23 protein-coding genes are annotated in these 26212 nt (G+C 69.7%); 10 read left to right on the plus strand and 13 right to left on the minus strand.

The features are described from left to right. Window positions 1-120: 120 nt before the first annotated feature. Entirely contained in the window at window positions 121-810 is a 690-nt protein-coding gene (locus AB5J53_RS20790) for an LPXTG cell wall anchor domain-containing protein (protein WP_369247160.1), read from the plus strand. A 62-nt stretch (window positions 811-872) separates the two neighbouring features. On the opposite strand, the gene ppc is transcribed toward AB5J53_RS20790, so the two are convergent. After that, window positions 873-3605: a phosphoenolpyruvate carboxylase gene (ppc, locus tag AB5J53_RS20795; protein WP_369247161.1), complete on the minus strand. Its 2733-nt coding sequence runs from the start codon at window positions 3603-3605 to the stop codon at window positions 873-875. Window positions 3606-3970: 365 nt separating this feature from the next. Between ppc and AB5J53_RS20800 the strand changes: the two genes are divergently transcribed. Genes AB5J53_RS20800 through AB5J53_RS20815 form a run of 4 tightly spaced genes read left to right on the plus strand, consistent with a single transcriptional unit; the run spans window position 3971 to window position 6212 of the window. Next, window positions 3971-4981, plus strand: a complete 1011-nt coding sequence (locus AB5J53_RS20800) for an acyl-CoA desaturase (protein ID WP_369247162.1) — start codon at window positions 3971-3973, stop codon at window positions 4979-4981. Further along, window positions 4978-5658: a TetR family transcriptional regulator gene (locus AB5J53_RS20805; RefSeq protein ID WP_369247163.1), complete on the plus strand. Its 681-nt coding sequence runs from the start codon at window positions 4978-4980 to the stop codon at window positions 5656-5658. Before AB5J53_RS20800 ends, AB5J53_RS20805 begins: the two co-directional genes overlap by 4 nt. 57 nt (window positions 5659-5715) lie before the next feature. Beyond that, entirely contained in the window at window positions 5716-5967 is a 252-nt protein-coding gene (locus tag AB5J53_RS20810; RefSeq protein ID WP_369247164.1) for a type II toxin-antitoxin system Phd/YefM family antitoxin, read from the plus strand. Continuing rightward, window positions 5964-6212: a type II toxin-antitoxin system RelE/ParE family toxin gene (locus AB5J53_RS20815; RefSeq protein WP_369247165.1), complete on the plus strand. Its 249-nt coding sequence runs from the start codon at window positions 5964-5966 to the stop codon at window positions 6210-6212. The genes AB5J53_RS20810 and AB5J53_RS20815 overlap by 4 nt, the downstream gene beginning before the upstream one ends. Here AB5J53_RS20815 and AB5J53_RS20820 read toward each other — a convergent pair. Beyond that, entirely contained in the window at window positions 6187-6570 is a 384-nt protein-coding gene (locus tag AB5J53_RS20820; RefSeq protein ID WP_369247166.1) for a glyoxalase, read from the minus strand. The genes AB5J53_RS20815 and AB5J53_RS20820 overlap by 26 nt on opposite strands. Continuing rightward, entirely contained in the window at window positions 6570-7391 is an 822-nt protein-coding gene (locus tag AB5J53_RS20825) for a trans-aconitate 2-methyltransferase (protein ID WP_369247167.1), read from the minus strand. The genes AB5J53_RS20820 and AB5J53_RS20825 overlap by 1 nt, the downstream gene beginning before the upstream one ends. Before the next feature lie 151 nt (window positions 7392-7542). On the opposite strand from AB5J53_RS20825, the gene tamR reads away from it, so the two are divergent. Then, window positions 7543-8040 (plus strand): MarR family transcriptional regulator TamR, encoded by a 498-nt coding sequence (tamR, locus tag AB5J53_RS20830; RefSeq protein WP_369247168.1) that lies wholly within the window; start codon window positions 7543-7545, stop codon window positions 8038-8040. On the opposite strand, the gene AB5J53_RS20835 is transcribed toward tamR, so the two are convergent. After that, window positions 7999-8769: a response regulator transcription factor gene (locus AB5J53_RS20835; RefSeq protein WP_189186445.1), complete on the minus strand. Its 771-nt coding sequence runs from the start codon at window positions 8767-8769 to the stop codon at window positions 7999-8001. The genes tamR and AB5J53_RS20835 overlap by 42 nt on opposite strands. Before the next feature lie 258 nt (window positions 8770-9027). On the opposite strand from AB5J53_RS20835, the gene AB5J53_RS20840 reads away from it, so the two are divergent. Next, window positions 9028-9483: a GNAT family N-acetyltransferase gene (locus AB5J53_RS20840; protein ID WP_369252362.1), complete on the plus strand. Its 456-nt coding sequence runs from the start codon at window positions 9028-9030 to the stop codon at window positions 9481-9483. 133 nt (window positions 9484-9616) lie between these two features. Here the strand turns inward: AB5J53_RS20840 and galK are convergent, their stop codons facing one another. The 3 genes from galK to galT are packed head-to-tail and all read right to left on the minus strand — an operon-like array spanning window position 9617 to window position 12813. Next, window positions 9617-10759, minus strand: a complete 1143-nt coding sequence (gene galK / locus AB5J53_RS20845) for a galactokinase (protein WP_369247169.1) — start codon at window positions 10757-10759, stop codon at window positions 9617-9619. 3 nt (window positions 10760-10762) lie between these two features. After that, window positions 10763-11728 carry a UDP-glucose 4-epimerase GalE gene (galE, locus tag AB5J53_RS20850; protein ID WP_369247170.1) on the minus strand — a complete coding sequence of 322 codons (966 nt, stop codon included), beginning with the start codon at window positions 11726-11728 and terminating at the stop codon, window positions 10763-10765. Further along, window positions 11725-12813, minus strand: a complete 1089-nt coding sequence (gene galT / locus AB5J53_RS20855) for a galactose-1-phosphate uridylyltransferase (protein WP_369247171.1) — start codon at window positions 12811-12813, stop codon at window positions 11725-11727. Before galT ends, galE begins: the two co-directional genes overlap by 4 nt. A gap of 190 nt (window positions 12814-13003) precedes the next feature. On the opposite strand from galT, the gene AB5J53_RS20860 reads away from it, so the two are divergent. Continuing rightward, window positions 13004-14716, plus strand: coding sequence for a sodium:solute symporter family protein (locus tag AB5J53_RS20860; protein WP_369247172.1), 1713 nt, complete (start codon window positions 13004-13006; stop codon window positions 14714-14716). 31 nt (window positions 14717-14747) lie between these two features. Continuing rightward, window positions 14748-15062, plus strand: coding sequence for a hypothetical protein (locus AB5J53_RS20865; protein ID WP_369247173.1), 315 nt, complete (start codon window positions 14748-14750; stop codon window positions 15060-15062). A gap of 111 nt (window positions 15063-15173) precedes the next feature. On the opposite strand, the gene AB5J53_RS20870 is transcribed toward AB5J53_RS20865, so the two are convergent. Then, window positions 15174-15512: a nuclear transport factor 2 family protein gene (locus AB5J53_RS20870; protein WP_369247174.1), complete on the minus strand. Its 339-nt coding sequence runs from the start codon at window positions 15510-15512 to the stop codon at window positions 15174-15176. 269 nt (window positions 15513-15781) lie between these two features. Between AB5J53_RS20870 and AB5J53_RS20875 the strand changes: the two genes are divergently transcribed. Continuing rightward, window positions 15782-17059 carry an ATP-binding protein gene (locus AB5J53_RS20875; RefSeq protein ID WP_369247175.1) on the plus strand — a complete coding sequence of 426 codons (1278 nt, stop codon included), beginning with the start codon at window positions 15782-15784 and terminating at the stop codon, window positions 17057-17059. 114 nt (window positions 17060-17173) lie between these two features. Here the strand turns inward: AB5J53_RS20875 and AB5J53_RS20880 are convergent, their stop codons facing one another. From AB5J53_RS20880 to AB5J53_RS20900, 5 genes are all read right to left on the minus strand, one after another. After that, on the minus strand, window positions 17174-17881 hold the full coding sequence (locus AB5J53_RS20880) for a LuxR C-terminal-related transcriptional regulator (protein ID WP_369247176.1): 708 nt from the start codon (window positions 17879-17881) through the stop codon (window positions 17174-17176). Between the two features lie 251 nt (window positions 17882-18132). Beyond that, window positions 18133-19959 carry a PQQ-binding-like beta-propeller repeat protein gene (locus AB5J53_RS20885; protein WP_369247177.1) on the minus strand — a complete coding sequence of 609 codons (1827 nt, stop codon included), beginning with the start codon at window positions 19957-19959 and terminating at the stop codon, window positions 18133-18135. A 58-nt stretch (window positions 19960-20017) separates the two neighbouring features. Further along, window positions 20018-21847 (minus strand): PQQ-binding-like beta-propeller repeat protein, encoded by a 1830-nt coding sequence (locus tag AB5J53_RS20890; RefSeq protein WP_369247178.1) that lies wholly within the window; start codon window positions 21845-21847, stop codon window positions 20018-20020. A gap of 283 nt (window positions 21848-22130) precedes the next feature. Next, window positions 22131-23936, minus strand: a complete 1806-nt coding sequence (locus AB5J53_RS20895) for an ABC-F family ATP-binding cassette domain-containing protein (protein ID WP_369247179.1) — start codon at window positions 23934-23936, stop codon at window positions 22131-22133. 258 nt (window positions 23937-24194) lie between these two features. After that, the gene (locus AB5J53_RS20900) at window positions 24195-26204 is read right to left on the minus strand and encodes a nitrate- and nitrite sensing domain-containing protein (RefSeq protein WP_369247180.1); all 2010 of its coding nucleotides are present in this window, start codon (window positions 26202-26204) and stop codon (window positions 24195-24197) included. Between the last annotated feature and the right edge of the window lie 8 nt (window positions 26205-26212).

Here is a 26212-nt window from a genome sequence, read left to right on the forward strand (position 1 = left end):
GGCGATACGCAACACATGGTGCACGAGGGACTTTCTTCCGCTTGACCGGTAGTCAGCGGGACAGGATGCTGAGCCGCCCCCTCCACATCTTCCGTTTCTCCTCTCGAAGATGGACTGCCCATGCGTACCCTCACGCGCGCCGGCGCTCTCGTCGCCGGCGCCTCCGCAGTGCTCCTGATCGCTCCCTCCGCTCACGCCGCCCCCCATGCCGATGGCCCTGGCGACAACGGCACCGTGAAAATCCACGACGCCACCACTGGCGAGGAGCTCCGCAAGAACGAGCCGCACGTCTGCACCTTCTACCTCGACGCCTTCGGCTTCGACGGCGTCCAGCAGGTCGACTGGCACATCGAGGCGTGGGCCCCGACCGCCGACGTGAAGGGCGAGACCGTGAAGTCCGGCGACATCACGCTCGACGCCGAGGGCCACGGCCGCACGAACGACCTGTCCCTGCCCGACGGCCACTACAAGCTGTTCTGGAACTTCGACGGCGAGAAGGGCGCGGCCAAGCACAAGGTCTTCTGGACCGACTGCGCGGACGAGGAGGAGGGCGGGTCCACGCCGTCCGCCTCGGCCACGCCGTCCGCCTCCGTGTCCGGCACGGCGGAGGCGAGCGCGTCCCCCACCTCGACCGCCTCCTCCGCCGAGGCGGCCCCTTCGGCGTCCTCCTCCCCGTCGGCGCAGGGCGGCGGCGACCTCGCCGAGACCGGCAGCAGCGCCCCGGTCGGCGCCCTCTCGGCCGCGGCGGCCGCGCTCGTCGCGGCGGGCGGCTACCTGGTGTTCCGCCGCCGCAAGGCGAACAACGCCTGACATACGAAAGGCGGTGCCCCCGTGCTCGTACGAGCACGGGGGCACCGCCAACTCGTCGAAGATCAGCCGGTGTTGCGCAGGCCGGCCGCCACACCGTTGACCGTCAGGAGCAGCGCCCGCGACAGCAGCGGGTCGGTCTCCGCGCCGGCCGCCGCCTCGTCGCGCTGACGCTTGAGCAGCGCGACCTGGAGGTAGGAGATCGGGTCCAGGTAGGCGTCGCGGATGGCGAAGGTCTGCTGGAGCACCGGGTTGGTGTCCAGGAGCTGTTCGCCGCCGGTGATGCGCAGGACCTCGCGGACGGTCAGCTCGTGCTCGGCCTCGATGGTGGCGAACACGTGCTTCAGGTCGTCCGGCACCAGGGTGTCGACGTAGTGGCGGGCGATCCGCAGGTCCGTCTTGGCCAGCGTCATCTCGACGTTGGAGAGGAAGTTGCGGAAGAAGTGCCACTGGGCGTGCATCTCGTCGAGCACGGTGTCCAGGCCGGCCTCGCGCAGCGCCTTGAGGCCGGAGCCGACGCCGAACCAGCCGGGCACGATCTGCCGGGACTGGGTCCAGCCGAAGACCCACGGGATCGCCCGAAGCCCGTCCAGACCGGCCCCGGAGTCCGGGCGCCGGGAGGGCCGCGAGCCCAGGTGCAGGTCGGCGAGCTGGTCGACGGGCGTGGCGGCGAAGAAGTACGCCGGCAGGTCCGGGTCCTCGACCAGCCTGCGGTAGGCGGCGTGCGCGGCATCGGAGACGACGTCCATCGCGGCGTCCCAGCGGGCCAGCGCCTCATCGCTCTGGCGCGGCGCGGTGTGCAGCGCGGACGCCTGCAGGGTGGCGGCGACCGTCAGCTCCAGGTTCTCCCTCGCCAGTGAGGGCACCAGGTACTTGTCGGAGATGACCTCGCCCTGTTCGGTCACCTTGATCTCGCCCTCCAGGGTGCCCCAGGGCTGGGCGAGGATCGCGTCGTGCGAGGGGCCGCCGCCACGGCCGACGGTGCCGCCGCGGCCGTGGAAAAGGCGCAGGCGCACGCCGTAGCGGTGGGCGACGTCGCGCAGCCGCCGCTGGGCGCGGTGGATCTCCCACTGCGAGGTGGTGATGCCGCCGAACTTGGAGGAGTCGGAGTAGCCGAGCATGACCTCCTGGACGTCGCCGCGCAGGGCGACCAGGCGCCGGTAGGAGGGGTCGGAGAGCATGTCCTCCAGGATGGTGTCGGCGGCCTTCAGTTCGTCGGTGGTCTCCAGCAGCGGCACGATGCCGATCTTCGCCCAGCCCGCGTGCAGGTCCAGCAGCCCCGCCTCACGGGCGAGGACCGCCGCCGCGAACACGTCGTCGGCGCCCTGGCACATCGAGATGATGTACGACTCGATCACCTCGGGCCCGAAGATCTCCAAGGCCTTCTTGACCGTCTCGAACACGCCAAGGGTCTTGTGACCAGCGGCGTCGAGCGGCGCGGGGGTCGGGGCGAGGGGCCGCCGGGACCGCAGCTCCTTGGCGAGGAGCTTGGCGCGGTAGTCGCGGGGCATGTCGACGTAGCGCCAGGACTCCTCGCCGAGGCGGTCGAAGAGCTGGCCGAGCGCGTGATGGTGGGCGTCCGCGTGCTCGCGTACGTCCATGGTCGCGAGCTGCAGACCGAACGCGGCCAGCGTGCGGATCGTCCGGTTCATCCGGCCGTCCGCGAACAGTGCGCCACGGTGCTCGCGCAGCGAGGTCTGGATGAGCGTGAGATCGCGCAGAAGCTCGGCGGTCCCGAGGTAGTCCCGCCCGTCCTCGTGCGGGGTGCCCTTGGCCAGGCGCTGCTTGGTGTTCTCCAGCTTCTGCCGGATGCAGGTGGCCTTGAGGCGGTAGGGCTCCTCGGCGTTGAGGCGCTTGTAGCGGGGGCTGATCTCGGGCAGGCGCTCCAGGTCGGTCCGCAGGGACTCCAGCAGCTCCTCGGTGGCGCCGGTGTAGCGGATCGAGTTCGACAGGAATCCGCGCAGCTCGTCGATCAGCTCCAGCGCGTCGTTGATGCCGTGCTCGTGCTGCAGGATCAGCACGTCCCAGGTCACATCCGGGGTGACGTTCGGGTTGCCGTCCCGGTCCCCGCCGATCCAGGTACCGAAGGTCAGCGGACGCGTCTCCTCCGGAACCACCACACCGACGCGCTCCAGCTCCGCCGTCAGATCCTCGAGTACGTCGCCGACGGCGCCCGCGTGCAGCTCGTCCAGGTAGTAGATGGCGTTGCGGGCCTCGTCCGCGGGCTCCGGACGCACCACGCGCAGCTCGTCGGTCTGCCACACCAGGTCGATGTTCTCCGCCAGCCGGGTGTCGTAACGCCGCCGGTCGGCCTCGATGACCGGGGTCTCCAGCAGCGCGGCGATACGGCGCAGCTTGTTCAGGACCGAGCGGCGCGCGGCCTCGGTCGGGTGAGCCGTGAAGACCGGGCGAACGTTGAGGTGCTTGACCGTCTCGCGCAGGTGCTCGGGGTCGGCGTCCTTGAGCCGGTCGGCCGTACGGGCGAGCAGGCCGCCCTCGGCGGCGCGCTTGGCGCGCAGCTCGCGGCCGCGGTGCACCTGCTCGGTCACGTTCGCCAGATGGAAGTACGTCGAGAAGGCGCGGACCAGCTTGGCCGCGGTCTCCAGCTCCGTGCCACGCAGCAGCTCGGCGGCGGCCTCGCCGTCCTCACGGGTCAGGCGGCGGACCTTCTCGACCAGTTCCAGGAGCTCGGGGCCCTCCTGCCGGACGAGGGTCTCCCCCAACAGATCGCCGAGGCGGCGGATGTCGGCGCGCAGCTCGCTGCTGGTCGTGGTGGTCTGGTCGTCGGCACTGCTCACAGGTGCGGCTCCTTGCAGTGTTGAAGCTCGTCCGAAGAGTGTGGAAGCTCGTCTGAAGCTCGTCTGGGAGGGAACCCGGGTGGCGACCGCGCGGCGGGTGCCGCTTAGGGACGTGGCATCCGGGAAGAAATCAGAACGGACCGCGCTGTCCGACCGACTCCAAGGATAGGTGTCCATGCGGACGCGCAGGCTCACGGGCTCTTGCCGCCGGGCTACGCGCTGCCATACTTACGACGCCGTAGGTTACGGGAGCGTAGGTACTCTCGTCAGATAACGGGAGGACCCTGGGATCCGTACCCCGGACATCCGGCTCAACCCTCTCCCCGGACATCTGTCTTCACCCTCGAACCCCACAGGGGACGCCCATGACCACGAGCTCCGATGTGATCGACGACGCCCCACAGGCGAACAACGACACCACGCTCCCCTCCGCCACGCTGGGCGGCGAGAAGAAGGGGTCACTCGAACAGATCACGCTCCTCCTCTTCATCACCGTCCCGTTCCTGGCGTTGCTCGCGGCGGTGCCTCTGGCCTGGGGCTGGGGGGTGAGCTGGCTGGATCTCGGCCTGCTGGTCTTCTTCTACTACCTGGGCTGCCACGGCGTCACGATCGGCTACCACCGCTACTTCACCCATGGTTCCTTCAAGGCGAAACGCCCGCTGCGGATCGCGATCGCGATCGCGGGATCGATGGCGGTCGAGGGCCCCCTGGTGCGCTGGGTCGCCGACCACCGCAAGCACCACAAGTTCTCCGACGCGGAGGGCGACCCGCATTCGCCATGGCGTTACGGCGAGACGGTTCCGGCGCTGATGAAGGGCCTGTGGTGGGCGCACATCGGCTGGATGTTCGATGAAGAGCGGACTCCGCAGGAGAAGTACGCACCGGATCTGATCAAGGACCCAGCGATCCGCGCGATCTCCCGCCAGTTCATCGGGTGGACGGTGCTCTCGCTCGCGCTGCCTCCCCTGATCGGCGGTCTGGCGACGATGTCGTGGTGGGGCGCGTTCACGGGCTTCTTCTGGGGCTCACTCGTTCGGGTGGCGCTGCTGCATCACGTGACGTGGTCGATCAACTCGATCTGCCACGCGGTGGGCAAGCGCCCCTTCAAGTCGCGTGACCGTTCGGGCAACGTGTGGTGGCTGGCCGTGCTCTCCTGCGGCGAGTCCTGGCACAACCTGCACCACGCCGACCCGACCTCGGCGCGGCACGGTGTGGAGCGCGGCCAGCTGGATTCCTCGGCCCGGATCATCCGCTGGTGCGAGCAGCTCGGCTGGGCGTACGACGTGCGCTGGCCGTCACGCTCGCGTATCGATTCCCGCCGTAACACCGACGGGAGCGGCTCCCGACGCAAGACGGAAACCGCTGACGCGGCATGATTGACGGCGTGGCGACCGACTCCAGCAGCACCTCGAGCAGCAATGAAAAGCCGCGGCGCGCGCGCCGCACCCGCATGACCGGCGCCGAGCGCCGTCAGCAGCTGCTGGAGATCGGCCGCACCCTGTTCGCGGCCAAGGGCTTCGAGGGCACGTCGGTGGAGGAGATCGCGGCGAAGGCCGGGGTCTCCAAGCCGGTGGTGTACGAGCACTTCGGCGGCAAGGAGGGCCTGTACGCGGTGGTGGTGGACCGCGAGATGCGCCGCCTGCTGGACATGGTGACGAGCTCGCTGACCGCAGGGCACCCCCGTGAGCTCTGCGAACAGGCCGCGTTCGCGCTCCTGGACTACATCGAGGAGTACACGGACGGCTTCCGCATCCTGGTCCGCGACTCCCCGATCCCCCAGTCGACGGGGTCCTTCGCGTCCCTCATCTCGGACATCGCCACCCAGGTGGAGGACATCCTGGGCCGCGAATTCAAGAGCCGCGGCTTCGACCCGAAGCTCGCCCCGCTCTACGCCCAGGCCCTGGTCGGCATGGTCGCGCTGACCGGCCAGTGGTGGCTCGACGTCCGCAAGCCCCGCAAGGCCGAGGTCGCCGCCCATCTGGTGAACCTCGCCTGGCACGGCCTGGACGGACTGGAGCCGAAGCCGCGGCTGATAGGTCATCGCAAGAGCTGAGAGTAAAGCGATGGGGCAGGATTGACCACAACATTCACCTTGTGGCACTATCCGCGCATGACCGAGATCGCGATCAGTGCGGCCCGCTCCCAGCTCGGCGACCTCGTGCGTCGCGCCGCTCACGGCCGGGAGACCATCGCCCTCACCGACCACGGCCACGTCGCCGCGCTCCTCGTCTCTCCACAGGTGATAGAGGATCTCGAAGACGCCCTCGCCGTCGCCGATTACCAGCGGCGCAAGGCTGAGGGCTCGCTCGGCGAAGGCATCCCGCACGAGGAAGTCGGACGCATTCTGGGGCTGCGTCCGTGACCTACAGCATCATCTGGGAACCGGCCGCCACGAACGCGGCGGTGCGATTCCTCAAGGACGACCCGGCCGGGCTCGCTGCCGTCTACGAAGCCGTCGACACACTCGCCAAGACACCCCGCCCCACGAACTCCACCGCCTATGGCCCGGGCATCCGCCGCCTCCGCGTCGACGACTACCGGGTTCTGTACGTCATCGACGACGACGTGATCCGCATCCTCGTCACCCACCTGGGCCGCACGCCCTGACGACCGGCTCCAGGAACTCCAGGCGGTTGCCCACGGGGTCCTCCGAGTAGAAGCGCTTGTGCCCCGGGAGGTCGTCGTCCCACGTGACGAGTGTCCCGTGGGCGGCCAGCCGCGCGGCGTACGCCTCGATCCCTGTCACCCGCAGCCCCGGGTGCGCCTTCTTGGCGGCCCGGAAATGATCCTCGATCCCCAGGTGCAGCTGCACGGCCCCCGCCCGGAACCAGCAGCCTCCGCGGGCGGCGAGAACGGGCGGTTTGGCGATCTCGGTCATCCCGAGGACAGCGACGTAATACGCGCGCAGCCGATCCTCGGAACCCGGTGGCGCGGCGAGCTGCACATGGTCGACGGCGGCGAGCATCAGGCAGCGGCCTTCCTGGCCACGACGAACAGCCGGCGGAAGGGAAGCACCGTCCCGTACGGCTCCGTCGGATAGGCGTCGCGCAGCAGGTCCCGGTATTCGCCCACGAAGGCGTCGCGGGCCTCCGGGTCGTCCGCGAGGGCCGTGAGAGCGGGCCGCAGGCCCGTGCCCTTCGCCCAGTCCAGCACCGGGTCCTCGCCCGGCAGCAGCTGCATGTACGTCGTCTCCCAGACGTCCGCCTCGCAGCCGAGACGGGCCAGCCGGTCCAGGTAGACCAGCGGGTCGTGGACCGAGTCCTCGCGGCGCAGGACGCCCCCGAGACGGTCCTTCCAGCGGGCGGTGCCGGCGAGTTCGCGCATCAGGGCGTGCAGGGGGGCGTCGATGTTGTTCGGGACCTGGAAGGCGAAGGTGCCGCCGGGGGCGAGCGCGCCGAGCCAGGACGGGAAGGACTCCAGATGTCCTGGCACCCACTGCAGCGCCGCGTTCGAGACGATCAGGTCGTACATCTCCGGGGGCGCCCACCGCGTGAGGTCGGCGTGGGCGAAGTCGAGCCGGCCGCCGCCGGCCGTGGGACCCGCGTACTCCTTGGCCCTCGCGAGCATCTCCGGCGAGTTGTCGTAGCCCGTGATGTGCGCGGTGGGCCAGCGCTCGGCGAGCTGGATGGTGACGTTGCCGGGGCCGCAGCCGAGGTCGGCGATGCGGGCCGGGTCGCGGGGCGGCCGCGGGACGCGGGCGAGGAGGTCGGCGAAGGGGCGGGCGCGGTGCTCCGCGTGGCGCAGGTACTGGCTCGGGTCCCAGGTGGGGGTGGTGGCGGCGGACATGGGTGGGGCCTCCTGGAAAGCAGGGAAACCATCTTGAGGACTGTCTGAGGACTGTCTCGAGAACTGTCGGCTTGACCGCGAGAATTATCTCGACTTCAAGATACTCTATATCAAGAGACTTCATGTCGACACAACCACTACACTGATCGTCATGGAGGACGAGGTCGATCGGCTGGTCGCTGCGTGGCGCCGGGAGCGCCCGGACCTCGACGTGGAACCACTAGAGGTGCTCAGCCGGGTGAGCAGACTGGCCCGGCATCTGGACCGTGCCCGCCGCCTGGCGTTCTCCGAGCACAGCCTGGAGCCCTGGGAGTTCGACGTCCTGACGGCGCTCAGGCGCGCGGGATCCCCGTATCAGCTCTCGCCCGGTCAACTGCTCACACAGACGCTCGTCACCTCGGGCACGATGACGAACCGCATCGACCGGCTGACGAAGAAGGGCCTGGTGGAGCGCCTCCCGGACCCGAGCGACCGCAGGGGCGTGCTTGTCCGCCTCACGGACGAGGGCCGCGACCGCGCCGACCAGGCGCTGGCCGGTCTCCTCGACCAGGAGCGCGCGATCCTGGCGGAGCTCAGCAGGGCCCAGCGCCTCGAACTGGCGGGCCTGCTACGCCAGTTGACCGCCCCGTTCGACAACATCCCCGGTTAGGTCGACGGGCCCGACCCCGGCACGTCGCGCGAGCGCCACGGCGGCGAGGGTCGAGTGCACGCCCAACTTCCCGAGCACGTTCTGCATATGCGTACGGACGGTGTGCGGCGACAGGAACAACCGCTCGGCGACGGCTTTTCTCCCCAGCCCGGCGACCATGCACCGCAGCACTTCCCGCTCCCGGGGCGTGAGCGACTCGACGAGCCGCTCGCTCTCGGTGCGGTGCTTGCGCGCGGCGGTCAGCTCGCGCAGCACGCCGGTGAGGAGCGCGGGCGGAAGATGAGTCTCGTCCCGCAGTACACCCCGTATGACGGTGAGCAGCCGGGACAGCGAACAGTCCTTGGCGACCCACCCCGAGGCCCCCGCCTGCAGGGCAAGAGCGGCCCGCCGTGGATCGTCCTTCTCGGCCAGCACCACGGTCCGTACGCTCGGCTGCCCGGAACGGACACCGGCGACGAGCGAGATTCCGTCCACCAGCCCGTCCTCATTGCTCTCCTGGACGGGCACGGCCGCCGGACGCATGCCGGGCAGACTGCCGCCCAGGTCCGCGTCGACGAGCAGCACATCGAACCGGCGGCCTTCCGCCGCCGCGCGCTCCAGGCAGCGCAGCGCGGCGGGACCGCTGCCCGCTGCGGACACGTCGACGTCGGGCTCGGCCGCGAGGGCGGCAGCGAGCGACTCGGCGAAGATGCGGTGGTCGTCGACGACCAGTACTCGGATGCGAACCACTCTGAAACCCCCACTGTCGGGGGACGGCCGGTGCGGGTACGGCACCCGAAGTGATCCCGAGTCCGCTGACGACTCGGAAAGCAGGGTGCCGCAGCCGCACGGCCGCCGCCGTGCTGGAACTGCTACCCCCACTTCGGGCGTCGTACCCGACTGTCTCGCCCCCTGATCAGCACCGGCCCCCACCGGTGCTGTTCATCAGGGTAAGGCCGGGGGCCGGGAGCGGAAGGTAATTTGCAGAACTGGTTGGCCAGCGCGTTTATGGTGAGCCGTATGTTTCGTATTGAGACAGGAGACGACAGAGAACGGCGCGATCTGCTCCGCCGACGCCTGCGCGACACCAACACCGCGGCGTCTCCGGTCCTCCGCGCCCTGCGTGGAACCCCAGATGAACGCGAACTTCCGCTCCACGTCTGGGCCTTGGACTCCACCGGGGCCCTCGCCGGCGGGCTGGTCGGCCACACCTGGACGACCTGGCTCCACGTGACCTACCTGTGGGTCGACGACATCCACCGGGGCTCAGGCCTCGGCTCCCGCCTCCTGGGCGCGGCCGAACACCTGGCCACCACCGAACGCGGCTGCCGCAACGCCCGCCTGGAGACCTGGGACTTCCAGGCCCCCGACTTCTACAAGAAGCGGGGATACGAGGTGGTGTGCGTGATTCCGGATTACCCACCGGGAATCACGGAGTACACCCTGACCAAGCACTTGGGCTGAGCCCGAAAGGGGCGCGGGGAACTGCGCGACAAGCCCCCACCGGCCCGCAGGAGAAAAACAACCCAGGGGGGTCTGGGGGCGCAGCCCCCAGGTACGGGTCGGGTAGGGGCGGAGGGGGCGAACCCCCTGTTGCTCAGCCCAAACGCCGGGCCCCCGCCGACGGCACCGCCGGGAACACCCGAGGAGCCGTGAAGCCCGCAGCGGCGAACGCCTCCTCCACCGCCTTGGTGACCGTATCCGCGTCCGCGGACTCGACCAGGACGATCGCCGACCCGCCGAAGCCACCGCCGGTCATCCGGGCGCCAAGGGCACCGGAGGCGTTGGCGGTATCGACGACCAGGTCCAACTCCTGGCAGGAGATCCGCAGATCGTCCCGCAGGGACGTGTGGCCGTCGGTCAGGACGGGCCCGATGGCCCGGACATCGCCCGCGTCGAGCAGTGCGATGACCCGCTCCACGCGGTGGTCGTCGGAGACGACATGGCGGACGTAGCGGCGCACGCGCTCGTCGGACAGGCGGGCCAGCGCCGCGTCCAACTCCTCGTACGCGACGTCACGGAGGTGGGAGACACCCAGCTGCCGGGCCCCCTCCTCGCACCCCTCCCGCCGTTCCGCGTACGCCCCGTCCCCCAGCGCGTGCTTCACGCGGGTGTCGACGACCAGGAGCTCCAGGCCGTGGGCGGGAAGGTCGAAGGGGATCTGGCGGATCGACAGGTCGCGGCAGTCGAGGTGCAGGGCGTGCCCCTCGGTGCAGCACGCGGACGCCGTCTGGTCCATCACACCGCAGGGGACGCCCACGAAGTCGTTCTCGGCGCGCTGGGCCAGCTTCGCCAGCTCCGGCCGTGACAGGCCCAGTTCGTAGAGGTCGTTGAGGGCCAGGGCCGTGACGACCTCCAGTGCCGCCGACGACGACAGGCCCGCGCCCGTCGGCACCGTCGAGGCCAGGTGGATGTCCGCGCCGGTGATCGCGTGCCCCGCCTCGCGCAGGACCCAGACGACACCCGCCGGATACGCGGCCCAGCTGGTGTTCGTCAGCGGCTCCAGCGCGTCCACGTCCAGCTCGACGATCGGACCCTCGATGTCCGCCGAGTGGAGGCGCAGGACGCCGTCGGAGCGGCGCGACACCGCCGCCACCGCGGTGTGCGGCAGGGCGAGCGGCATCACGAACCCCTCATTGAAGTCCGTGTACTCGCCGATCAGGTTGACCCGGCCCGGCGCGGCCCAGACGCCCTCGGGAGCCGTCCCGTACAGCTCCTCGAAGCCCTCACGTACCCCCACGTGCTATCCCTTCGCTACGTTCTGTGCGAACTCCCACGCGTCCGCGACGATCCCCGCGAGATCCGCGCGGGACGGGTTCCAGCCGAGCCGCTCCCGGGCCGTGGCCGCCGAAGCCACCAGCACCGCCGGGTCGCCGCCGCGGCGCGGGGCCACGACCTCGGGGATCGGGTGCCCGGTCACCTGTCGCACCGTCTCGATGACCTCGCGGACGGAGAATCCGTTGCCGTTGCCGAGGTTGCAGATGAGGTGCTCGCCGGGTGAGGCCGCCTCGACCGCGAGCAGGTGCGCCTCCGCCAGGTCCGCGACGTGGATGTAGTCGCGGATGCACGTGCCGTCCGGCGTCGGGTAGTCGTCGCCGTAGATCGAGATCGCGTCGCGGCGGCCCTGCGCGACCTGGAGGACCAGCGGGATGAGGTGCGACTCGGGGTCGTGCCGCTCACCGCACACTCCGTACGCGCCCGCCACGTTGAAGTAGCGCAGCGACACCGCACCGAGTCCGTGCGCCGCCGCCTCGCCGGTGATCATGTGGTCGACGGCGAGCTTGGAGGCGCCGTACGGGTTGGTCGGCTTCGTCGGCGCGGTCTCGACGATCGGGGTCGTCTCCGGCTCTCCGTACGTCGCCGCCGTGGAGGAGAAGACCAGCTTGCGGACGCCCGCCTCGCGCATCGCGGCGAGCAGCGCCATCGTGCCGCCGACGTTGTTGTCCCAGTACTTCTCGGGCTTCACGACCGACTCGCCGACCTGCGAGAACGCGGCGAAGTGGAGCACGGCGTCGAAGGAGGAGTCCAGCCACTTGGCCGCGTCCCGGATGTCGCCTTCCACGAAAGAAGCACCCGCCGGTACGCCCTCTCGGAAGCCCGTCGAGAGGTTGTCCAGGACGACGACCTCGTGGCCCGCCTCGATCAGGTGCTGCGCGACCACGCTGCCCACATAGCCCGCGCCACCCGTGACCAGGTACTTCCCACTCATGAACTCGCTACCTCTCGCAGTCGCTGGGCCGCGGTCTCCGGCGGCACGTCGTTGATGAACACGCTCATGCCGGATTCGGAACCCGCGAGGAACTTCAGCTTGCCGGAAGTGCGGCGAATGGTGAAAAGCTCAAGGTGAAGCGCGAAGTCGTCGCGGTTGACGCCCTCGAACTCCTCCAGCGCGCCGAAGGGCGCCTGGTGCCAGGCAGCGATGTACGGCGTCGGAGGCTCGCCCGCCCCTTCTTTCCCTCCACCCGGCCCATCGAAGATCCGGTCGAAGCGCCTCAAGAGTTCCAGATAGACCTGGGGGAACTCTGTGCGCGCGTCCTCGTCCAGGCCCAGCAGGTCGGGCACGCGGCGCCGCGGATAGAGGTGGACCTCGTACGGCCAGTGCGCGGCGTACGGCACGAAGGCGACCCAGTGGTCACTCGACAGGACGACCCGGGAGCCGTCCGCCACCTCGCGGGCGACGACCTCGTCGAAGAGGTTTTCCCCGCCGGTCGCCTCCTTGTGAGCTGCCAGTGAACGCAGCATCAGCGCGGTGCGCGGGGTGGTGAAGGGGTAGCCGTAGATCTGTCCGTGCGGGTGACCGAGGGTCACGCCGATCTCGGCGCCGCGGTTCTCGAAGCAGAAGACCTGTTCGACGGAGGGGAGGTGGGACAGCTCGGCGGTCCGGTCCGTCCACGCTTCGAGCACCAGCCGCGCCTGATCCTCCGTGAGGTCGGCGAAGGACGCGTCGTGGTCGGAGGTGAAGCAGACGACCTCGCAGCGGCCGAAGTCGCCGGCCAGCGAGGGGAAGCGGTTCTCGAAGACCACGACGTCGTACGAGGAGTCGGGGATCTCGCTCAGCCGGTCACCGGAGGACGGGCACAGGGGGCATTCGTTCGCCGGCGGGTGGTACGTACGGCCCTGGCGGTGCGAGGCGATGGCGACCGAATCGCCGAGCAGCGGGTCGCGGCGTACCTCCGAAGTGGTGACGGTGGGGTCGAGCGGGCGCCGGTCCACCGCGTCGCGCACCACGTCGTCGCGTGAGTCGTAGTAGATGAGCTCACGACCGTCGGCGAGCCGGGTCGAGGTCTTCTTCACAGTCGGACTCCCCATCCGCACCCATTCAAGCCTTCAAACAGAACCAAACACAACAAACCACAAATCACCACCTGCGTCAACATCACAATCAAACAAAGGACACCACCAGAAGTGTTCATTTCTTGAACGTGGAGGCGTAGGTTCCGCTCTTGATCAGTTCGCGCAACGAAGCGAGACGAAGCGAGTTCTTATGCAGTCCCCCACACAATCCCCCACATTCCTCCCCGAACCAGGCATCCATCTCGCCGCCGGGCTCCGGCTCCCCACCAATGGCCTCGACTACACGATCCTGGCGATCTACTTCGTCGCCGTCCTCGGCATCGGCTTCGCCGCCCGCCGCTCGGTGAAGACGAGCCTCGACTTCTTCCTCTCAGGGCGCTCACTGCCCGCGTGGGTCACCGGACTCGCGTTCATCTCCGCCAACCTGGGCGCCACCGAGATCCTGGGCATGGCCGCCAACAGCGCCCAGTACGGCGTCTACACCGTGCACTGGTACTGGATCGGCGCCATCCCCGCCATGGTCTTCCTCGGCCTGGTGATGATGCCCTTCTACTACGGCTCCAAGGTCCGCTCGGTCCCGGAGTTCCTGCTGCTGCGCTTCGACAAATGGGCGCACCTGCTGAGTTCGATCCTGTTCGCCTTCGCCGCCATCCTGATCGCCGGCGTCAACCTCTACTCGCTGGCGATCGTCGTCGAGGCGCTGCTCGGCTGGCCGCAGTGGGTGGCGATCGTGGTGGCCGGCCTCTTCGTCCTGGCGTACATCACGCTCGGCGGCCTGTCCTCCGCGATCTACAACGAAGTCCTGCAGTTCTTCGTCATCCTCGCCGCGCTGATCCCTATCGCCGCGCTCGGTCTGAAGCGGGTGGGCGGCTGGGACGGCCTGACGAACTCCCTCGACAAGACCCACGGCGCCGACTTCACGACCGCCTGGGGCGGCACGGGCATCGGCCACGACAACCCGCTGGGCGCCAACTGGCTGACCATCGTGCTCGGCCTGGGCTTCGTCCTGTCCTTCGGCTACTGGACGACGAACTTCGCCGAGGTCCAGCGCGCACTGTCGGCCAAGAACCTCTCCGCGGCCCAGCGCACCCCGCTGATCGCCGCGTACCCGAAGATCTTCATCGTCTTCCTGGTGATGATCCCTGGCCTGGTGGCGGCCGTCCTGGTCCCGAAGATCGGCACGAGCGGCTCGGATCTGCAGTACAACGACGCGATCCCGTATCTGATGCAGGAGCTGCTGCCGAACGGCGTGCTCGGCATCGCGGTGACGGGCCTTCTCGCGGCCTTCATGGCGGGCATGGCGGCCAACGTCTCGTCCTTCAACACGGTCTTCACGAATGACATCTGGGCGAAGTACGTGGTCAGGGGCCGGGAGGACACCTACTACGTCCGCTTCGGCCGCTTGATCACGGTGATCGGCGTCCTGGCGTCGATGGGCACGGCGTTCCTGGCGTCGTCCTTCTCGAACATCATGAGTTACCTGCAGACGCTGTTCTCCTTCTTCAACGTGCCGATGTTCGTGGTCTTCATCGTCGGCATGTTCTGGAAGCGCGCGTCGGTGAAGTCGGGCTTCTGGGGCCTCCTGGCCGGTACGACGGCGGCGATGATCAACTACTTCGTCATCTACAAGGAGGGCATCATCGACATCCCCTCCGACCAGGGCGCCAACTTCGTCTCGGCGATCGCGGGCTTCGTGGCCGGTGCGGTGGTCATGGTGGCGGTCTCGCTCTTCACCGCCCCCAAGCCGGCTGAGGACCTCCAAGGCCTCGTCTACGGGACCCGCTCCCCCGGCACGGCCGAGCCGCCCGCCGTCGGCGACGACGCCTGGTACCGCAAGCCGGCCCTGCTGGGCTGGGGCGCGTTGATCCTCGCGGCGGCCTGCTACATCCCGTTCTCGTTCTGATCTCGCCTAGACGAGGGAGGCTTAAGAAACCATGTCCGACCATTACTCGGACCGCGACGTCCAGCGCGAGGTCACCGAGCTGGAGCAGAAGTCCGCGACCGCGACCCGCCTCTTCGACATCCGCCTCATGATCGGCGGCCTGTTCGTGATCTACGGCATCATCGTCACGATCGCCGGCATCACCGTCTCCGACGCCAACCTCGACAAGGCCGAGGGCGTCAACATCAATCTCTGGACGGGGCTCGGCATGCTCGCCCTGGGGGTGTTCTTCCTGGTGTGGCTGTGGCTGAGGCCGTTGGCGCCACCGGTGCCGCCGGTGGCTGAGGACGAGGGGTCGTCGCAGTAACGCCCTTACGCGGGGCCGGGGTTCGCTGTGGGAAACTCCGGTCCCGTACGGCTATGGAGACTGACAGCCACTGGCCGGCCGGGCTCTCGACCCGGCGGACAGGACGGCTCGTCACACGGTGCCGCCGAAGAAGACCTGCACCTCGTGGATGAGTCCGTCCCGGACGGTGATCGCCTCGACGTTGCGGTGCCTGGCGCCCGTCGTGAGCTCGTACTCGTAATGGACGAAGACGAGTTCCTCGTCCGCGGGGGTGACGTGCAGCAGCCGCTGCTCCTTCAACCGGTCGGCGGTCGGGAAACACCGCTCGAAGAACGTTGCCTTGTCGATGTGATCGTCCTGCGGACTGGTGAACGAGAAATCATCGGCGTAGAGAGGGAAGGCCGCATCGCGGTCCTGTGACCTGTAGTACCGGAACGCCGCTTCGACGACATCCGTCTGGCTGTTGATCATTCGGGCTCCCTGGCAGGACGACTGGCCCTGTCCCGCCACCGTATGACCACGTCTCGCAACACGGGGCGACGAAACCGCGCCGTGGAAGAAGCAAGAGCTCCGGCTCGTGAAAGCTCGCGCCCCGTGAGTGGGGCGACCAGGCCGCCCGGTCGCCCCGTATCCGGTCTGCGCGGAGAATGAGGAGAGCGGGAGCGTGGGCGCCGCTCGCCAGGCAGCCCGCCTCCACGGCGTAGGCAAGGCGGTGGCGACCTGCCGACGAGGTGGCGACGATGCCGACGTGGCGACTGCGGGACTTCCGCGACGACGATCTCGACCGTGCCATCCAGATCTGGGACCAGGACCGGCAGACGCACGATTCGCCTCCCGTGTTCCCCGTCTCCGAGGTCATGGCCACGGCCCGGACCGGTGGGCCCGCGGTGGTCGCGGTGGTCGGCGACGAGCTGGTGGGCATGGCCGTGGCGCAGGCCGAGGGCGACCGGGCCTGGATCACGCTGGTGGCGCTCGCGGGGAACTGGCGCAGTCGTGGGATCGGGAGCGCCCTGATCGCCGAGCTCGAGCGGCGCCTGCGCACGCGGGGGATACGCCGGATCGGCACGCTGCTCGCCCCGGGGGCCACCGGCACCGCGGCCCTGGAAAACTCCGGCTACCGGACCCGCGAAGGGCTGATCTTCTACGAGAAGGTCGAACACCTCGGTGCGAGCGACGCCGGTCTCCTCGCGGAGCTCGGCGGGCGGGTCCAGCCGCAGGGGCTCTGGGGTTCCCTCGCGGGGATGGAGCGGGAGAAGGAAGCCATCGAGCGGCGGATCGTGCTGCCGCTGGCCGAGCCCGAGCTGGCCGACCGCTACGGGGTGAGGCCGCCGAAGGCGGTCATCCTCTTCGGCCCGCCGGGCACCGGCAAGACCAGCTTCGCCAAGGCCGTCGCCTCCCGGCTGGAGTGGCCGTTCGTGGAGCTCTTCCCTTCCCGGCTCGCCGCGGGAGCCGGGAGCCTGGCCACCTCACTGCGCGAGACGTTCACCGATCTGGCCGGGCTGGAGACCGTTCTCCTGTTCATCGACGAAGTCGAGGAGATCGCCGGCGTCCGGTCCGGCCTGGCCGTCGACCCCGGCCACGGAGTCACCAACGAACTGCTCAAGCTGATCCCCGGCTTCCGCGACCACGACGACCGTCTGCTGATCTGCGCCACCAACTCCGTCCGCTCCCTCGATCCGGCGTTCCTGCGCCCCGGCCGGTTCGACTACGTCATCCCGGTCGGTCCCCCCGATCCGGTCGCCCGTGAAGCGATCTGGCGGCGCTACCTGGGGCCCGCCGTCGACGGGGTCGAGCTGCACCGGTTGGTGACGGCCAGCGAGATGTTCACCCCCGCCGACATCGAGTTCGCCGCCCGCAAGGGCTCCCAAGCCGCCTTCGAACGCGAAGTCACCGACCGTCAGGGCGCACCGGCCCGCACCGAGGACTACCTCGCCGCCATCACCGACACCCGTCCCACCCTCACCGCCCAGGCGCTCACCGAGTTCGGGGAAGACATCGAGCACTACGTGCGCATGTGATGCCGGATTCTCCTCGGCGCTCGACCGACTCGATCACGCCCGTCACCCAGAGCCACACCGACGAGGACATGGCCCGCCGTCTGCTTCGCCAGTTCCGACCTGCCTCGACAAGGATCAGAGCCCGGGGGCATCCTCCGTGCTCCCGGGCGGCGCGGGCACCGGCCCCGCCCGGTCCAGCAACCCCGTGCGGGCCGCCAGGGCCGCCGCCTCCAGTCGTGACCCCACGCCCAGCTTCATCAGCACCCGCTGGACATGGGTCCGGGCCGTCGAGGGAGCGATCCCCATCCCGGCAGCGATGAGGCGCGTGTCCTCGCCGTCCGCCACTCGTACCAGGACCTCGACCTCCCTCGGGGTGAGCATCTGGAGCAGGCGTTGACCCTCGTCGTCCGGCTGGGCGGCAGGGTTGAGGAGTTCACTGAAGGCGCCCTGGAGCAGTTGCGGGGCGACCGCCGCCTCCCCCGCCCTCGCCTTCATGATCGCGCGCTCGACGCCCTCTATGCGTTCGTCATGGCGTACGTAGCCCGAGGCGCCGGCGGCGAACGCGGCCGCGATGCCGCGTGGGTTCGGTACCGGGCCGAGGACCAGGACAGCCACCTGCGGGCGCTCCCTTTTGATCTTCACCACCGGGTCGAAGATCCCCGGCTCGGCCGGTGTCGCCGTGCCGATCAGGCACACCTCGGGTGCCCGTGTGATCACCAGCTCCGCCGCTCCCGCGGCGGGCGCGGCCGCGGCGAGCACCCGGTGCCCGCGCAGCTTCAAGGCCGAGGCCAACGCCTCGGCGAGCAGTCGGTGGTCGTCGACCACCATGAGCCGCACTCCCATCAGGCAACCCCCCAGTCCCCCAAGCATCCCCACTGGTTCCCCGTGGATTAGGAGCCCCCCGGCTCTCCATCCCCCGGAAGCTACACGCTTGTTCGACGTTGCGCTTCCCCTACCGGAGAGAAGTGCCCCGGAATATCGAAATCCCTCCCATTCGGGAGTGATGAGGGGTACGCGAACGACCCCGCCCCTGAGCAGGGATCCTGCACCAGGGGCGGGGCCGTTCACAACAGCGCGTGACAACTACCGCACGACTACTGCGTGCCGAAGGCGATCGCCAGGTACTCCTTGTCGTCCGAGGCCGACAGCTTGTGGGCGTAGACCTGGGACATGTACAGGTGACCGTCGCTGTAGAGGACCTCGGCGTACTCCGGGAGCATGCTGGTCTCCGCGTCGCGAACCGCCTCGGTCGCCGGGTTCTCCAGGAGCTTGGTCTCCTTGAACGAGGTGCCGTCGATGGTGACGATCTGCCCGCCCTTGTCGTACGGGGGACGCTTGTACGCCAGGATGTTGCCGCCATCCATACGCAGCGGGGTGATGGTGTAGCCGTCACCCGCGTCCGCGCGCTGGCCGGTCTGCTTTCCGCTGGCCAGGTCGAAGGCGACGATCTCGTTGGTCCGGCTGTACTCGCCGGTGCCGTCGTGCTCCTCGGTCGGGATGTAGAGCTTGTCGTTGCCGACGGCGAGCGAGGAGCAGTACTCGATCCTGGTGATCCCGTCGCACCGGGCGGCGTACGTCTTGCCGGGCGCCGAGATCTTCGTGCGCAGCTTGCCGGTCTTGTTGTCGATGGAGAAGAAGTCCGAGATGCCGCTGCCGTCACCGGCGGAGTCGCCGACGTCGGCGGCGACGACCAGCGGGTTGGTCGACACGACGCTCGCGTACTCGATGCCGGGCGACATCTTGTACTCGGAGAGCACCTTCCCGGACTTCGGGTCGATGGTCTGGATGTGCAGCTGACGGGTGCTGCCGTACTCACCGCACTTGCGGACCGCGACCAGCTTGTCGCCGCCGCCGTATCCGGAGTCGTAGCAGCTGTCGGTCGGCTTCGGGGCCCACAGCTGCTTGCCGCTGGAGATGTCGAACGCGGCGCCGCCGCTGGTGCTGCCCGCGGCGACCGTGTTCGCGCTCACGGTGACGTTGTCGAGGCTGACCAGCTGGTCACCGGACTTGACCGTCTTGGTCCACAGCTTCTTGCCGATGTCGAGGTCGAGGGCCGCGAGCTGGCTGCAGCCGTGCGAGGGCTCCGCCTTGGTCGGCATGGCGGGCTCGTAGATGATCGCCGTGCGGTTGGCGTCGGTGCTGTGGCGGCTGGCCTGGCACACCGGGCCGGGGAGCTTGATCGTCCAGAGCTTGGCGCCCGAGTCGGGGTCGTAGCCGTTGATCTCGGCGTTGCCGCTCTTGGCGTACACCTTGTCGGTGAGCCAGGAGCCGACGGTGGTCACGCTGCTGTCGTCCTTCACGGCGGGCGCGGGGACCTGGAACAGCACCTTGGAGGTGGTGTTGGACGGCACCTTCTCCTTGCCGTTGGAGCCGCCGGTCTTGCCGCCGTCCTTGCCGTCCTTGCCGCCGGTGCCACCGCTCGTACCGGACGAGTTGTTCTTGTCGTCGTCCTTGCCGGAGGACTTGGCGTACCAGACACCGCCGCCGATGATCAGCGCGACGGCCACCACGGCCGCCACGATGATGACCAGCTGACTGTTGAACTTCCGCCCGCCGCCGCCTCCTTGGGGAGCCTGCGGCTGCATCGGCATCTGCGGCTGGGGGTAGCCGTACGGCGTCTGCTGGGCGCCGTACTGCGGCTGCTGACCCGGGTAGCCGTAGCCGGGCTGGGCCGGGGGCGGCGGCGTCTGGGGGTAGCCGTACGGCTGCTGTGGCGGGGCGGGCGGGGGCGACTGCGGAGCCGGGGGCGTCTGCGGGTAGCCGTAGCCGGGGCCCTGCGCGGGCGGCGGGGGCGTCGGGGCACCGAAACCGCCCGGGGGCGGGTCCTGCGGGGCGCCGAACCCGCCGGGCGGCGGGTCCTGGGGCGCGCCGAAGCCGCCCTGCGGGGGCTGGTTCGGCGGTGGCGGGGGCGGCTGGCTCATGACGTGTGTACCTCGGAATGCGAAGGGATGGCGGGTCTGGACGAGGGGAGGCTGTGGGTCACTTGCCGTAGGCCAGCATCAACTTCTCCTTGGTCTCGTCATTGCCCGTCAGCCGGGTGGTGGAGATGTAGAAGCGCCCGTCCACGTAGTCGACCGCCTTCGAGAAGAAGCTGTTCTCGATGTCCGCGGTGCCCTGCGGCATCTGCAGCAGCTTCGTGGTCTTGTGGCTGCTGCCGGTCGTCGGGATCGACACGATCTGGCCACCGCCGTCGTACGACGGCTCGACGTACGCGACCAGACGCGTGCCGTCCATCCTCATCGGCAGCATCGACTCGTCCGCCGGGGACTTGACCCGCCACTTCTCCTTGCCGGTCTCCAGGCTGAACGCGACGATCTCGTTGGCGCCGCTCTTCGCCTCGGTGGGCAGATAGAGGGTGTTGGCGTCGGCGGCGGTGCCGAAGCAGCCGGACAGGTCACGGTTGAGGATGGCGTAGCCGCACTCGGGTGCGAAGGAGTCCTTGCTCTCCAACTGCGAGCGCAGATCGCCGTTGTTCTTCAGCGTGGTGACGTTGACCGTCTTCTTGTCGTCCTTGGTCATGTAGAGGACGACCGGATCGACGGAGTACGCGCGCTCGACCCGCCAGCCCTTGGGGATCTTCGTGGTCCACTTGGCCTTGCCGGTGGCCGGGTCCAGCTCCTGCACCTCGTCGTGCTCGGTGTCGGAGCCGACGCCGCAGGACGAGACGGCCAGCAGCTTGGGGCCGCCCGCGAACGCGGCCGGGTAGCAGCCCGAGCCGTACTTCCCCTTGTCCCACAGCTTCTTGCCGCTGGTGACGTCGAACGCCGTACCGGACATCGAGCGGCCGACCGTCAGCGTGTCGCCGGTGATGGACAGCTCGACGGAGAGCGTGCTGTCGAAGAGGTCGCCCTCGGGGACCTTCCCGCTCCAGCCCTTGGCACCGGTGTCGAGGTCGATCTCCTGGAGCTGGTTGCACTTGGCGCTGTCGCTGGAGCCGCTCATGTACGCCACGACGACCTTGTCGTCGGACGTCTTCTGCGGGGTGACCGCGCAGATCTTCTGCGGGAAGGTCAGCGCGTCCCAAGTGGGCTTGCCGTCCCCGACGTTGTAGGCGAAGACCTGCTTGTACGCCGCCTTCACCGCGGCCTTGTCGGTGATCCACTGGCCGGGGGCGTCGGCGCCGGAACCGGGCGCGTCCGGTGCCTGCTTGTACCAGAGCACCTTCGCCTCGCCGGCCTGGCGGCCCGCGTTGAGGTCCTCGGGGTCCTCGCCGCCGTTGCCGCTGCCGTCACCGGGGTTGACCGGATCGTCGGAGGTGGAGGCCTTGGCCGTCGGGCTCTTGTCGGCGACCGGCTTCTTGCCGTCGTCACCACCGCTGCTGCTGACGGCCCAGACGGTGCCGCCGACGACGAGCAGCGCGGCCACCGCGGCGCCGATGATCACCGCGGGCCTGCCCTTGAAGGGGTTCTTGGAGCCGCCGCCGGGGGGCGGGGTGCCGGGTGCGCCCGGGTACTGCGCCTGGGGCGGGTATCCGTAACCGGGCTGCTGCGGCTGGCCGTAGGGGCCGACCTGGCCGTACGGCCCCGGCTGCTGCGGCTGTCCGTACGGGCCCGGCTGGGCGTAGGGGCCGGGCTGCTGGGGGTATCCGTAACCGGGCTGCGGGGGGCCGGCGGGCGGAGCCTGCGGGGGCGCGGGGGCCTGGGGCGGCTGCGCGGGCGGAGGGGGCGCGCCCTGGGGCGTGTGGCCGGGGGGTGCGCCGAAGCCGCCCTGCGACCGTGGGTCCTGGGGCGCGCCGAAACCACCCCCCGGCGGCTGGTCCTGTGGTGCTCCGAAGCCGCCCTGCGGCGGCTGACTGGGCGGCTGACTCATCAGCGCTTCCCCCTCTTCACTGATGTGGCGCCCCACCGGCGGCGCTGAACTCGCGCCACCCCCGGTGGTTCTCAGACTGTTCTCAGACGGCTCTTTCTATCACTGTGGCGCCCATGAACAGGGGGCCGGTCCTTCCCCTGTTCCCAAGGGAGGACCGGCCCGTGATGTCGTCGTTACGCGCCTTCACGCGCCCTTCACGCGGGGCCCACGTCGGCGCTCGCGCGGGCCCATGTCGGCGTTCGCACAGCGCACTTCAGACGCACACGCCCTCTGGCGCGACCGCTCAGGCGTCCTCCGCCAGCTCCAGCCAGCGCAGCTCAAGGTCCTCGCGCTCCACCGCCAACTCGCGCAATTCCGCGTCGAGTTTGGCGACCCGCTCGAAGTCGGTGGCGTTGTCGGCGATTTGGGCGTGCAGCTTGGTCTCCCTCTCGGAGACCTTGTCCAGCTGCCGCTCGATCTTCTGGAGCTCCTTCTTGGCGGCGCGGGCATCGGCGGAGGAGGCGGCCTTGGTGGGCGCCGGCGTGGCGGCGAGCACGGCGGCGGCCGCGACCTCCTCGATCTTCCTGCGCCGCTCCAGGTACTCGTCGATGCCGCGCGGCAGCATCCGCAGCGTGCCGTCGCCGAGCAGCGCGAAGACGTTGTCCGTCGTCCGCTCGATGAAGAACCGGTCGTGGGAGATCACGACCATCGAGCCGGGCCAGCCGTCGAGCAGGTCCTCCAGCTGCGTGAGGGTCTCGATGTCGAGGTCGTTGGTGGGCTCGTCGAGGAAGAGGACGTTGGGCTCGTCCATGAGGAGCCGCAGGAGCTGCAGCCGACGGCGCTCACCACCGGAGAGGTCCCCGACCGGGGTCCACTGCTTCTCCTTGTTGAAGCCGAACGTCTCGCAGAGCTGCCCCGCGGTCAGTTCGCGGCCCTTGCCGAGGTCGACCCGGTCGCGTACGGCCTGGACGGCCTGCAACACCCGCCAGGTCGGGTCGAGTTCGGCGACCTCCTGCGAGAGGTAGGCGAGCTTGACGGTCTTGCCGGTGACGATCCGCCCGGCGGCGGGCTGCTTCTCCCCCTCGCTGCGGGCGGCCTCGGCCAGGGCCCGCAGGAGCGAGGTCTTGCCGGAGCCGTTCACGCCGACGAGTCCGACGCGGTCGCCGGGGCCGAGGTGCCAGGTGAGGTGCTTGAGCAGCACCTTGGGGCCCGCCTGGACGGTCACGCCCTCCAGGTCGAAGACGGTCTTGCCGAGCCGTGAGCTGGCGAACTTCATCAGCTCGCTCTTGTCGCGGGGCGGCGGCACGTCCGCGATCAGCTCGTTGGCGGCCTCGACGCGGAAGCGCGGCTTGGAGGTACGGGCGGGCGCGCCGCGCCGCAGCCAGGCCAGCTCCTTGCGCACGAGGTTCTGCCGCTTGACTTCCTCGGTGGCGGCGATGCGCTCGCGCTCGGCGCGCGCGAAGACGTAGTCGGAGTACCCGCCCTCGTACTCGTACACCGCCCCCTTCTGCACGTCCCACATGCGGGTGCAGACCTGGTCGAGGAACCACCGGTCGTGGGTGACGCAGACGAGGGCCGAGCGGCGCTCACGCAGATGCTGCGCGAGCCAGGCGATGCCTTCCACGTCCAGGTGGTTGGTGGGCTCGTCGAGGATGATCAGGTCCTGCTCCTCGATGAGCAGCTTGGCGAGGGCGATGCGGCGCCGTTCTCCACCCGAGAGGGGGCCGATGACGGTGTCCAGCCCCTGCGGGAAGCCGGGCAGGTCCAGCCCGCCGAACAGCCCGGTCAGTACGTCCCTGATCTTGGCGTTGCCCGCCCACTCGTGGTCGGCGAGGTCGCGGATGACCTCGTGGCGGACGGTGGCCGTGGGGTCGAGGGAGTCGTGCTGCGTCAGCACGCCCAGGTGCAGGCCGCCGGAGTGCGTGACACGGCCGGTGTCGGCCTCCTCCAGCTTGGCGAGCATCCGGATGAGGGTGGTCTTGCCGTCGCCGTTCCGGCCGACCACGCCGATGCGGTCGCCCTCGCTGACGCCGAGGGAGACTCCGTCGAGCAGTGCACGGGTGCCGTACACCTTGCTGACGGACTCGACATTGACCAGGTTGACGGCCATTTCTCTCCTGACAAGGGGGACGATCGACCCTCAAGGGTAGTCCGCGCGCCACGGGGGCAGATCCGTGAGGTTTTTCGCCCCCTCCGCCCCTGCCCATTCCCGTCCCCTGGGGGCTGCCGCCCCCAGACCCCCGCTAAAAGATTGCGCAGTTCCCCGCGCCCCTGAAAAGGGGCGCGAGGAACTGCGCGAACGGGGTCTGGGGCGGAGCCCCAGGTCGGGACGGGCAGGGGCGGAGGGGGCGAGAAAAACCCGCCGTCCCTACGACAGGCGCTGGCGCGGGATCAAGGCCGATGCCGGGGCCAGGGGGCGGGCCTGGCTGCCGGACTCGGCGACCGCGCGGTCGTGGACCGGCATGTCGTCGCGGAGGAGGCCCTCGGGGATGAGGACGGCCGCGGTGACCCCGCCGTTCGGCGAGGGGCGGAGCTCCACGCGCAGACCCTGGCGCTCGGCCAGGCGGTTCACCACGAACAGTCCGATCTGCTTGGCGTCGAGCAGATCGACCCGCTGGGCCTGGATCTTCCGGTTCGCCTCGGCCATGGCCTCCTCGTTCATGCCGAACCCGCTGTCCTCGACCTCGATGAGGACACCGTCCCGCAGCCGCGCGGCCCGCAGCTGCACCTTGGTGCTGGGCGGCGAGAAGGCGGCGGCGTTCTCGACCAGCTCGGCCAGCAGGTGGATCACGTCGGCGACAGAACCTCCGGCTACCGAGACGCGCGGGACCGCCCAGATCTGGACCCGCGACGCGTCCTCGATCTCCGCCACCGCCGCGCGCAGCACGTCCGCGAGGGGGATCGGGGTGCGCCAGCTCCGCCCCGGCGCGATCCCGGAGAGGATCAGCAGGCTCTCGGAGTGACGGCGCATGCGCGTGGCGAGGTAGTCGACGCGGTAGAGGTCCTGAAGTTCCGCGGCGTCCTGCCGGCGCTGCTCCATCGTCGAGAGCAGGTCCAGCTGGCGGTGCAGGAGGACCTGGCTGCGGCGCGCGAGGCTCACGTACACCCCGGAGATCCCGCTCAGCAGCTCGGCCCGCTCGGACGCCGCCTTGAGCGCGGCCCGCTGCACGGCGGTCAGAGCCGTACCCACCTGGGCCAGTTCGTCGCCGACCAGCCGCCGCATGGGCGCCTCGGCGTCGATGTCGACGCCCTGTCCGGCGTGCAGCCGCCGCATGGCCTGCGGCAGCCGCCGACCGGCCACCTCCAGCGCGGAGTTGCGCAGGTCGAGGAGTTCGACGATGAGCCCGCGGCCGACCAGCACCGACACGAGCAGCGACAGCAGCACGCCCACCAGGCCCAGCACCACCGCGACGCCGGAAGCGCCCAGCGTGGACCAGCCGAACGGGTTCGCCTTCGCGGCGGCCGCGGTCCCGGCCCCCGCCTCGGCCTTGGTCAGTCCCTTCAGCACGGCCGAGACGGAACCGTCCCATCCCGCGACGAGACCGGACGACACGGCGGAGGCCCCCGGCCCGGCGCTGCGCACCCGGTTCTCGACGGCCCGCAGCCCGGTGTAACTGTCGCTCTCCAGCACGGAGTTGTACGCCGCCCGGTGCTGGGCCCTCAGATCGGCGACCGCGGGCTTCAGCAGCGACCGCTGGGTGGCGACGGCCCCGACGAACAGCGCGTACTGGTCCGTGGTCAGCGTGCCGGTGCCGCGCCCGGCGGCCAGCAGCGCCTGCTCCTGGGAGACGGCCTCGCGGGCGCGGGAGAGTTCGAGGACGACCCGGGCCTCGGAGGTCGCGTCGGTGTTCTCGTCGCCGGTGAGCGCACCGGTGACCAAGAAGCCGTTCTCGATGATCGAGGAGTACTTCGTGTACGCGGCGGAGGGCACCGCCCCCTTCACGCCGACCTCGGAGCGCAGGGCCGAAAGCCCGCCCGCGTCGGCCTGGAGACGGTCGATGCGGCCGGGAAGCCCGGCGTCCAGCAGCGCGGCGTCGGAGCTGGACGCGTTGACGCCGTCGAGGAGGGCGGAGGCGGCCTTGTCGGTGGTCTTCCGCGTGGTCTTCAGGGCGGCGAGTCCCCTGGCGTCCGGCGCGGCGACGTACCGCAGGGTGGCGGACCGCTCGCCCTGCAGGGCGGTGATGAAGTCGCCGACGGGGGTGAGGAGATCGGAGTTGACGTCCTTGGCCCGCTCCAGGTCGCCGATGCTGGAGGCCGTGGTGACGGCGGCGAAGCCCCACAGCGCCATGAGGGACACGATGGGCAGCATGAGCAGGGCGACGATCTTCGCGCGAACCGATCTGGGACGCAGCCGGTCGGGCGTGCGGGGGACACGCATGGGGGGAC

This window comes from Streptomyces sp. R41 (assembly GCF_041053055.1).
Taxonomy (GTDB): domain Bacteria; phylum Actinomycetota; class Actinomycetes; order Streptomycetales; family Streptomycetaceae; genus Streptomyces.

Coding starts and splice junctions, on each gene's coding strand:
- AB5J53_RS20825 (WP_369247167.1), bottom strand. CDS start 7,391: ATGTCCGCCGCCACCACCCCCACCTGGGACCCGAGCCAGTACCTGCGC.
- AB5J53_RS20860 (WP_369247172.1), top strand. CDS start 13,004: ATGCAGTCCCCCACACAATCCCCCACATTCCTCCCCGAACCAGGCATC.
- AB5J53_RS20790 (WP_369247160.1), top strand. CDS start 121: ATGCGTACCCTCACGCGCGCCGGCGCTCTCGTCGCCGGCGCCTCCGCA.
- AB5J53_RS20885 (WP_369247177.1), bottom strand. CDS start 19,959: ATGAGCCAGCCGCCCCCGCCACCGCCGAACCAGCCCCCGCAGGGCGGC.
- AB5J53_RS20890 (WP_369247178.1), bottom strand. CDS start 21,847: ATGAGTCAGCCGCCCAGTCAGCCGCCGCAGGGCGGCTTCGGAGCACCA.
- tamR (WP_369247168.1), top strand. CDS start 7,543: ATGGAGGACGAGGTCGATCGGCTGGTCGCTGCGTGGCGCCGGGAGCGC.
- AB5J53_RS20865 (WP_369247173.1), top strand. CDS start 14,748: ATGTCCGACCATTACTCGGACCGCGACGTCCAGCGCGAGGTCACCGAG.
- AB5J53_RS20820 (WP_369247166.1), bottom strand. CDS start 6,570: ATGCTCGCCGCCGTCGACCATGTGCAGCTCGCCGCGCCACCGGGTTCC.
- AB5J53_RS20875 (WP_369247175.1), top strand. CDS start 15,782: ATGCCGACGTGGCGACTGCGGGACTTCCGCGACGACGATCTCGACCGT.
- AB5J53_RS20900 (WP_369247180.1), bottom strand. CDS start 26,204: ATGCGTGTCCCCCGCACGCCCGACCGGCTGCGTCCCAGATCGGTTCGC.
- AB5J53_RS20880 (WP_369247176.1), bottom strand. CDS start 17,881: ATGGGAGTGCGGCTCATGGTGGTCGACGACCACCGACTGCTCGCCGAG.
- AB5J53_RS20840 (WP_369252362.1), top strand. CDS start 9,028: ATGGTGAGCCGTATGTTTCGTATTGAGACAGGAGACGACAGAGAACGG.
- AB5J53_RS20805 (WP_369247163.1), top strand. CDS start 4,978: ATGATTGACGGCGTGGCGACCGACTCCAGCAGCACCTCGAGCAGCAAT.
- AB5J53_RS20800 (WP_369247162.1), top strand. CDS start 3,971: ATGACCACGAGCTCCGATGTGATCGACGACGCCCCACAGGCGAACAAC.
- galE (WP_369247170.1), bottom strand. CDS start 11,728: ATGAGTGGGAAGTACCTGGTCACGGGTGGCGCGGGCTATGTGGGCAGC.
- AB5J53_RS20870 (WP_369247174.1), bottom strand. CDS start 15,512: ATGATCAACAGCCAGACGGATGTCGTCGAAGCGGCGTTCCGGTACTAC.
- AB5J53_RS20895 (WP_369247179.1), bottom strand. CDS start 23,936: ATGGCCGTCAACCTGGTCAATGTCGAGTCCGTCAGCAAGGTGTACGGC.
- AB5J53_RS20810 (WP_369247164.1), top strand. CDS start 5,716: ATGACCGAGATCGCGATCAGTGCGGCCCGCTCCCAGCTCGGCGACCTC.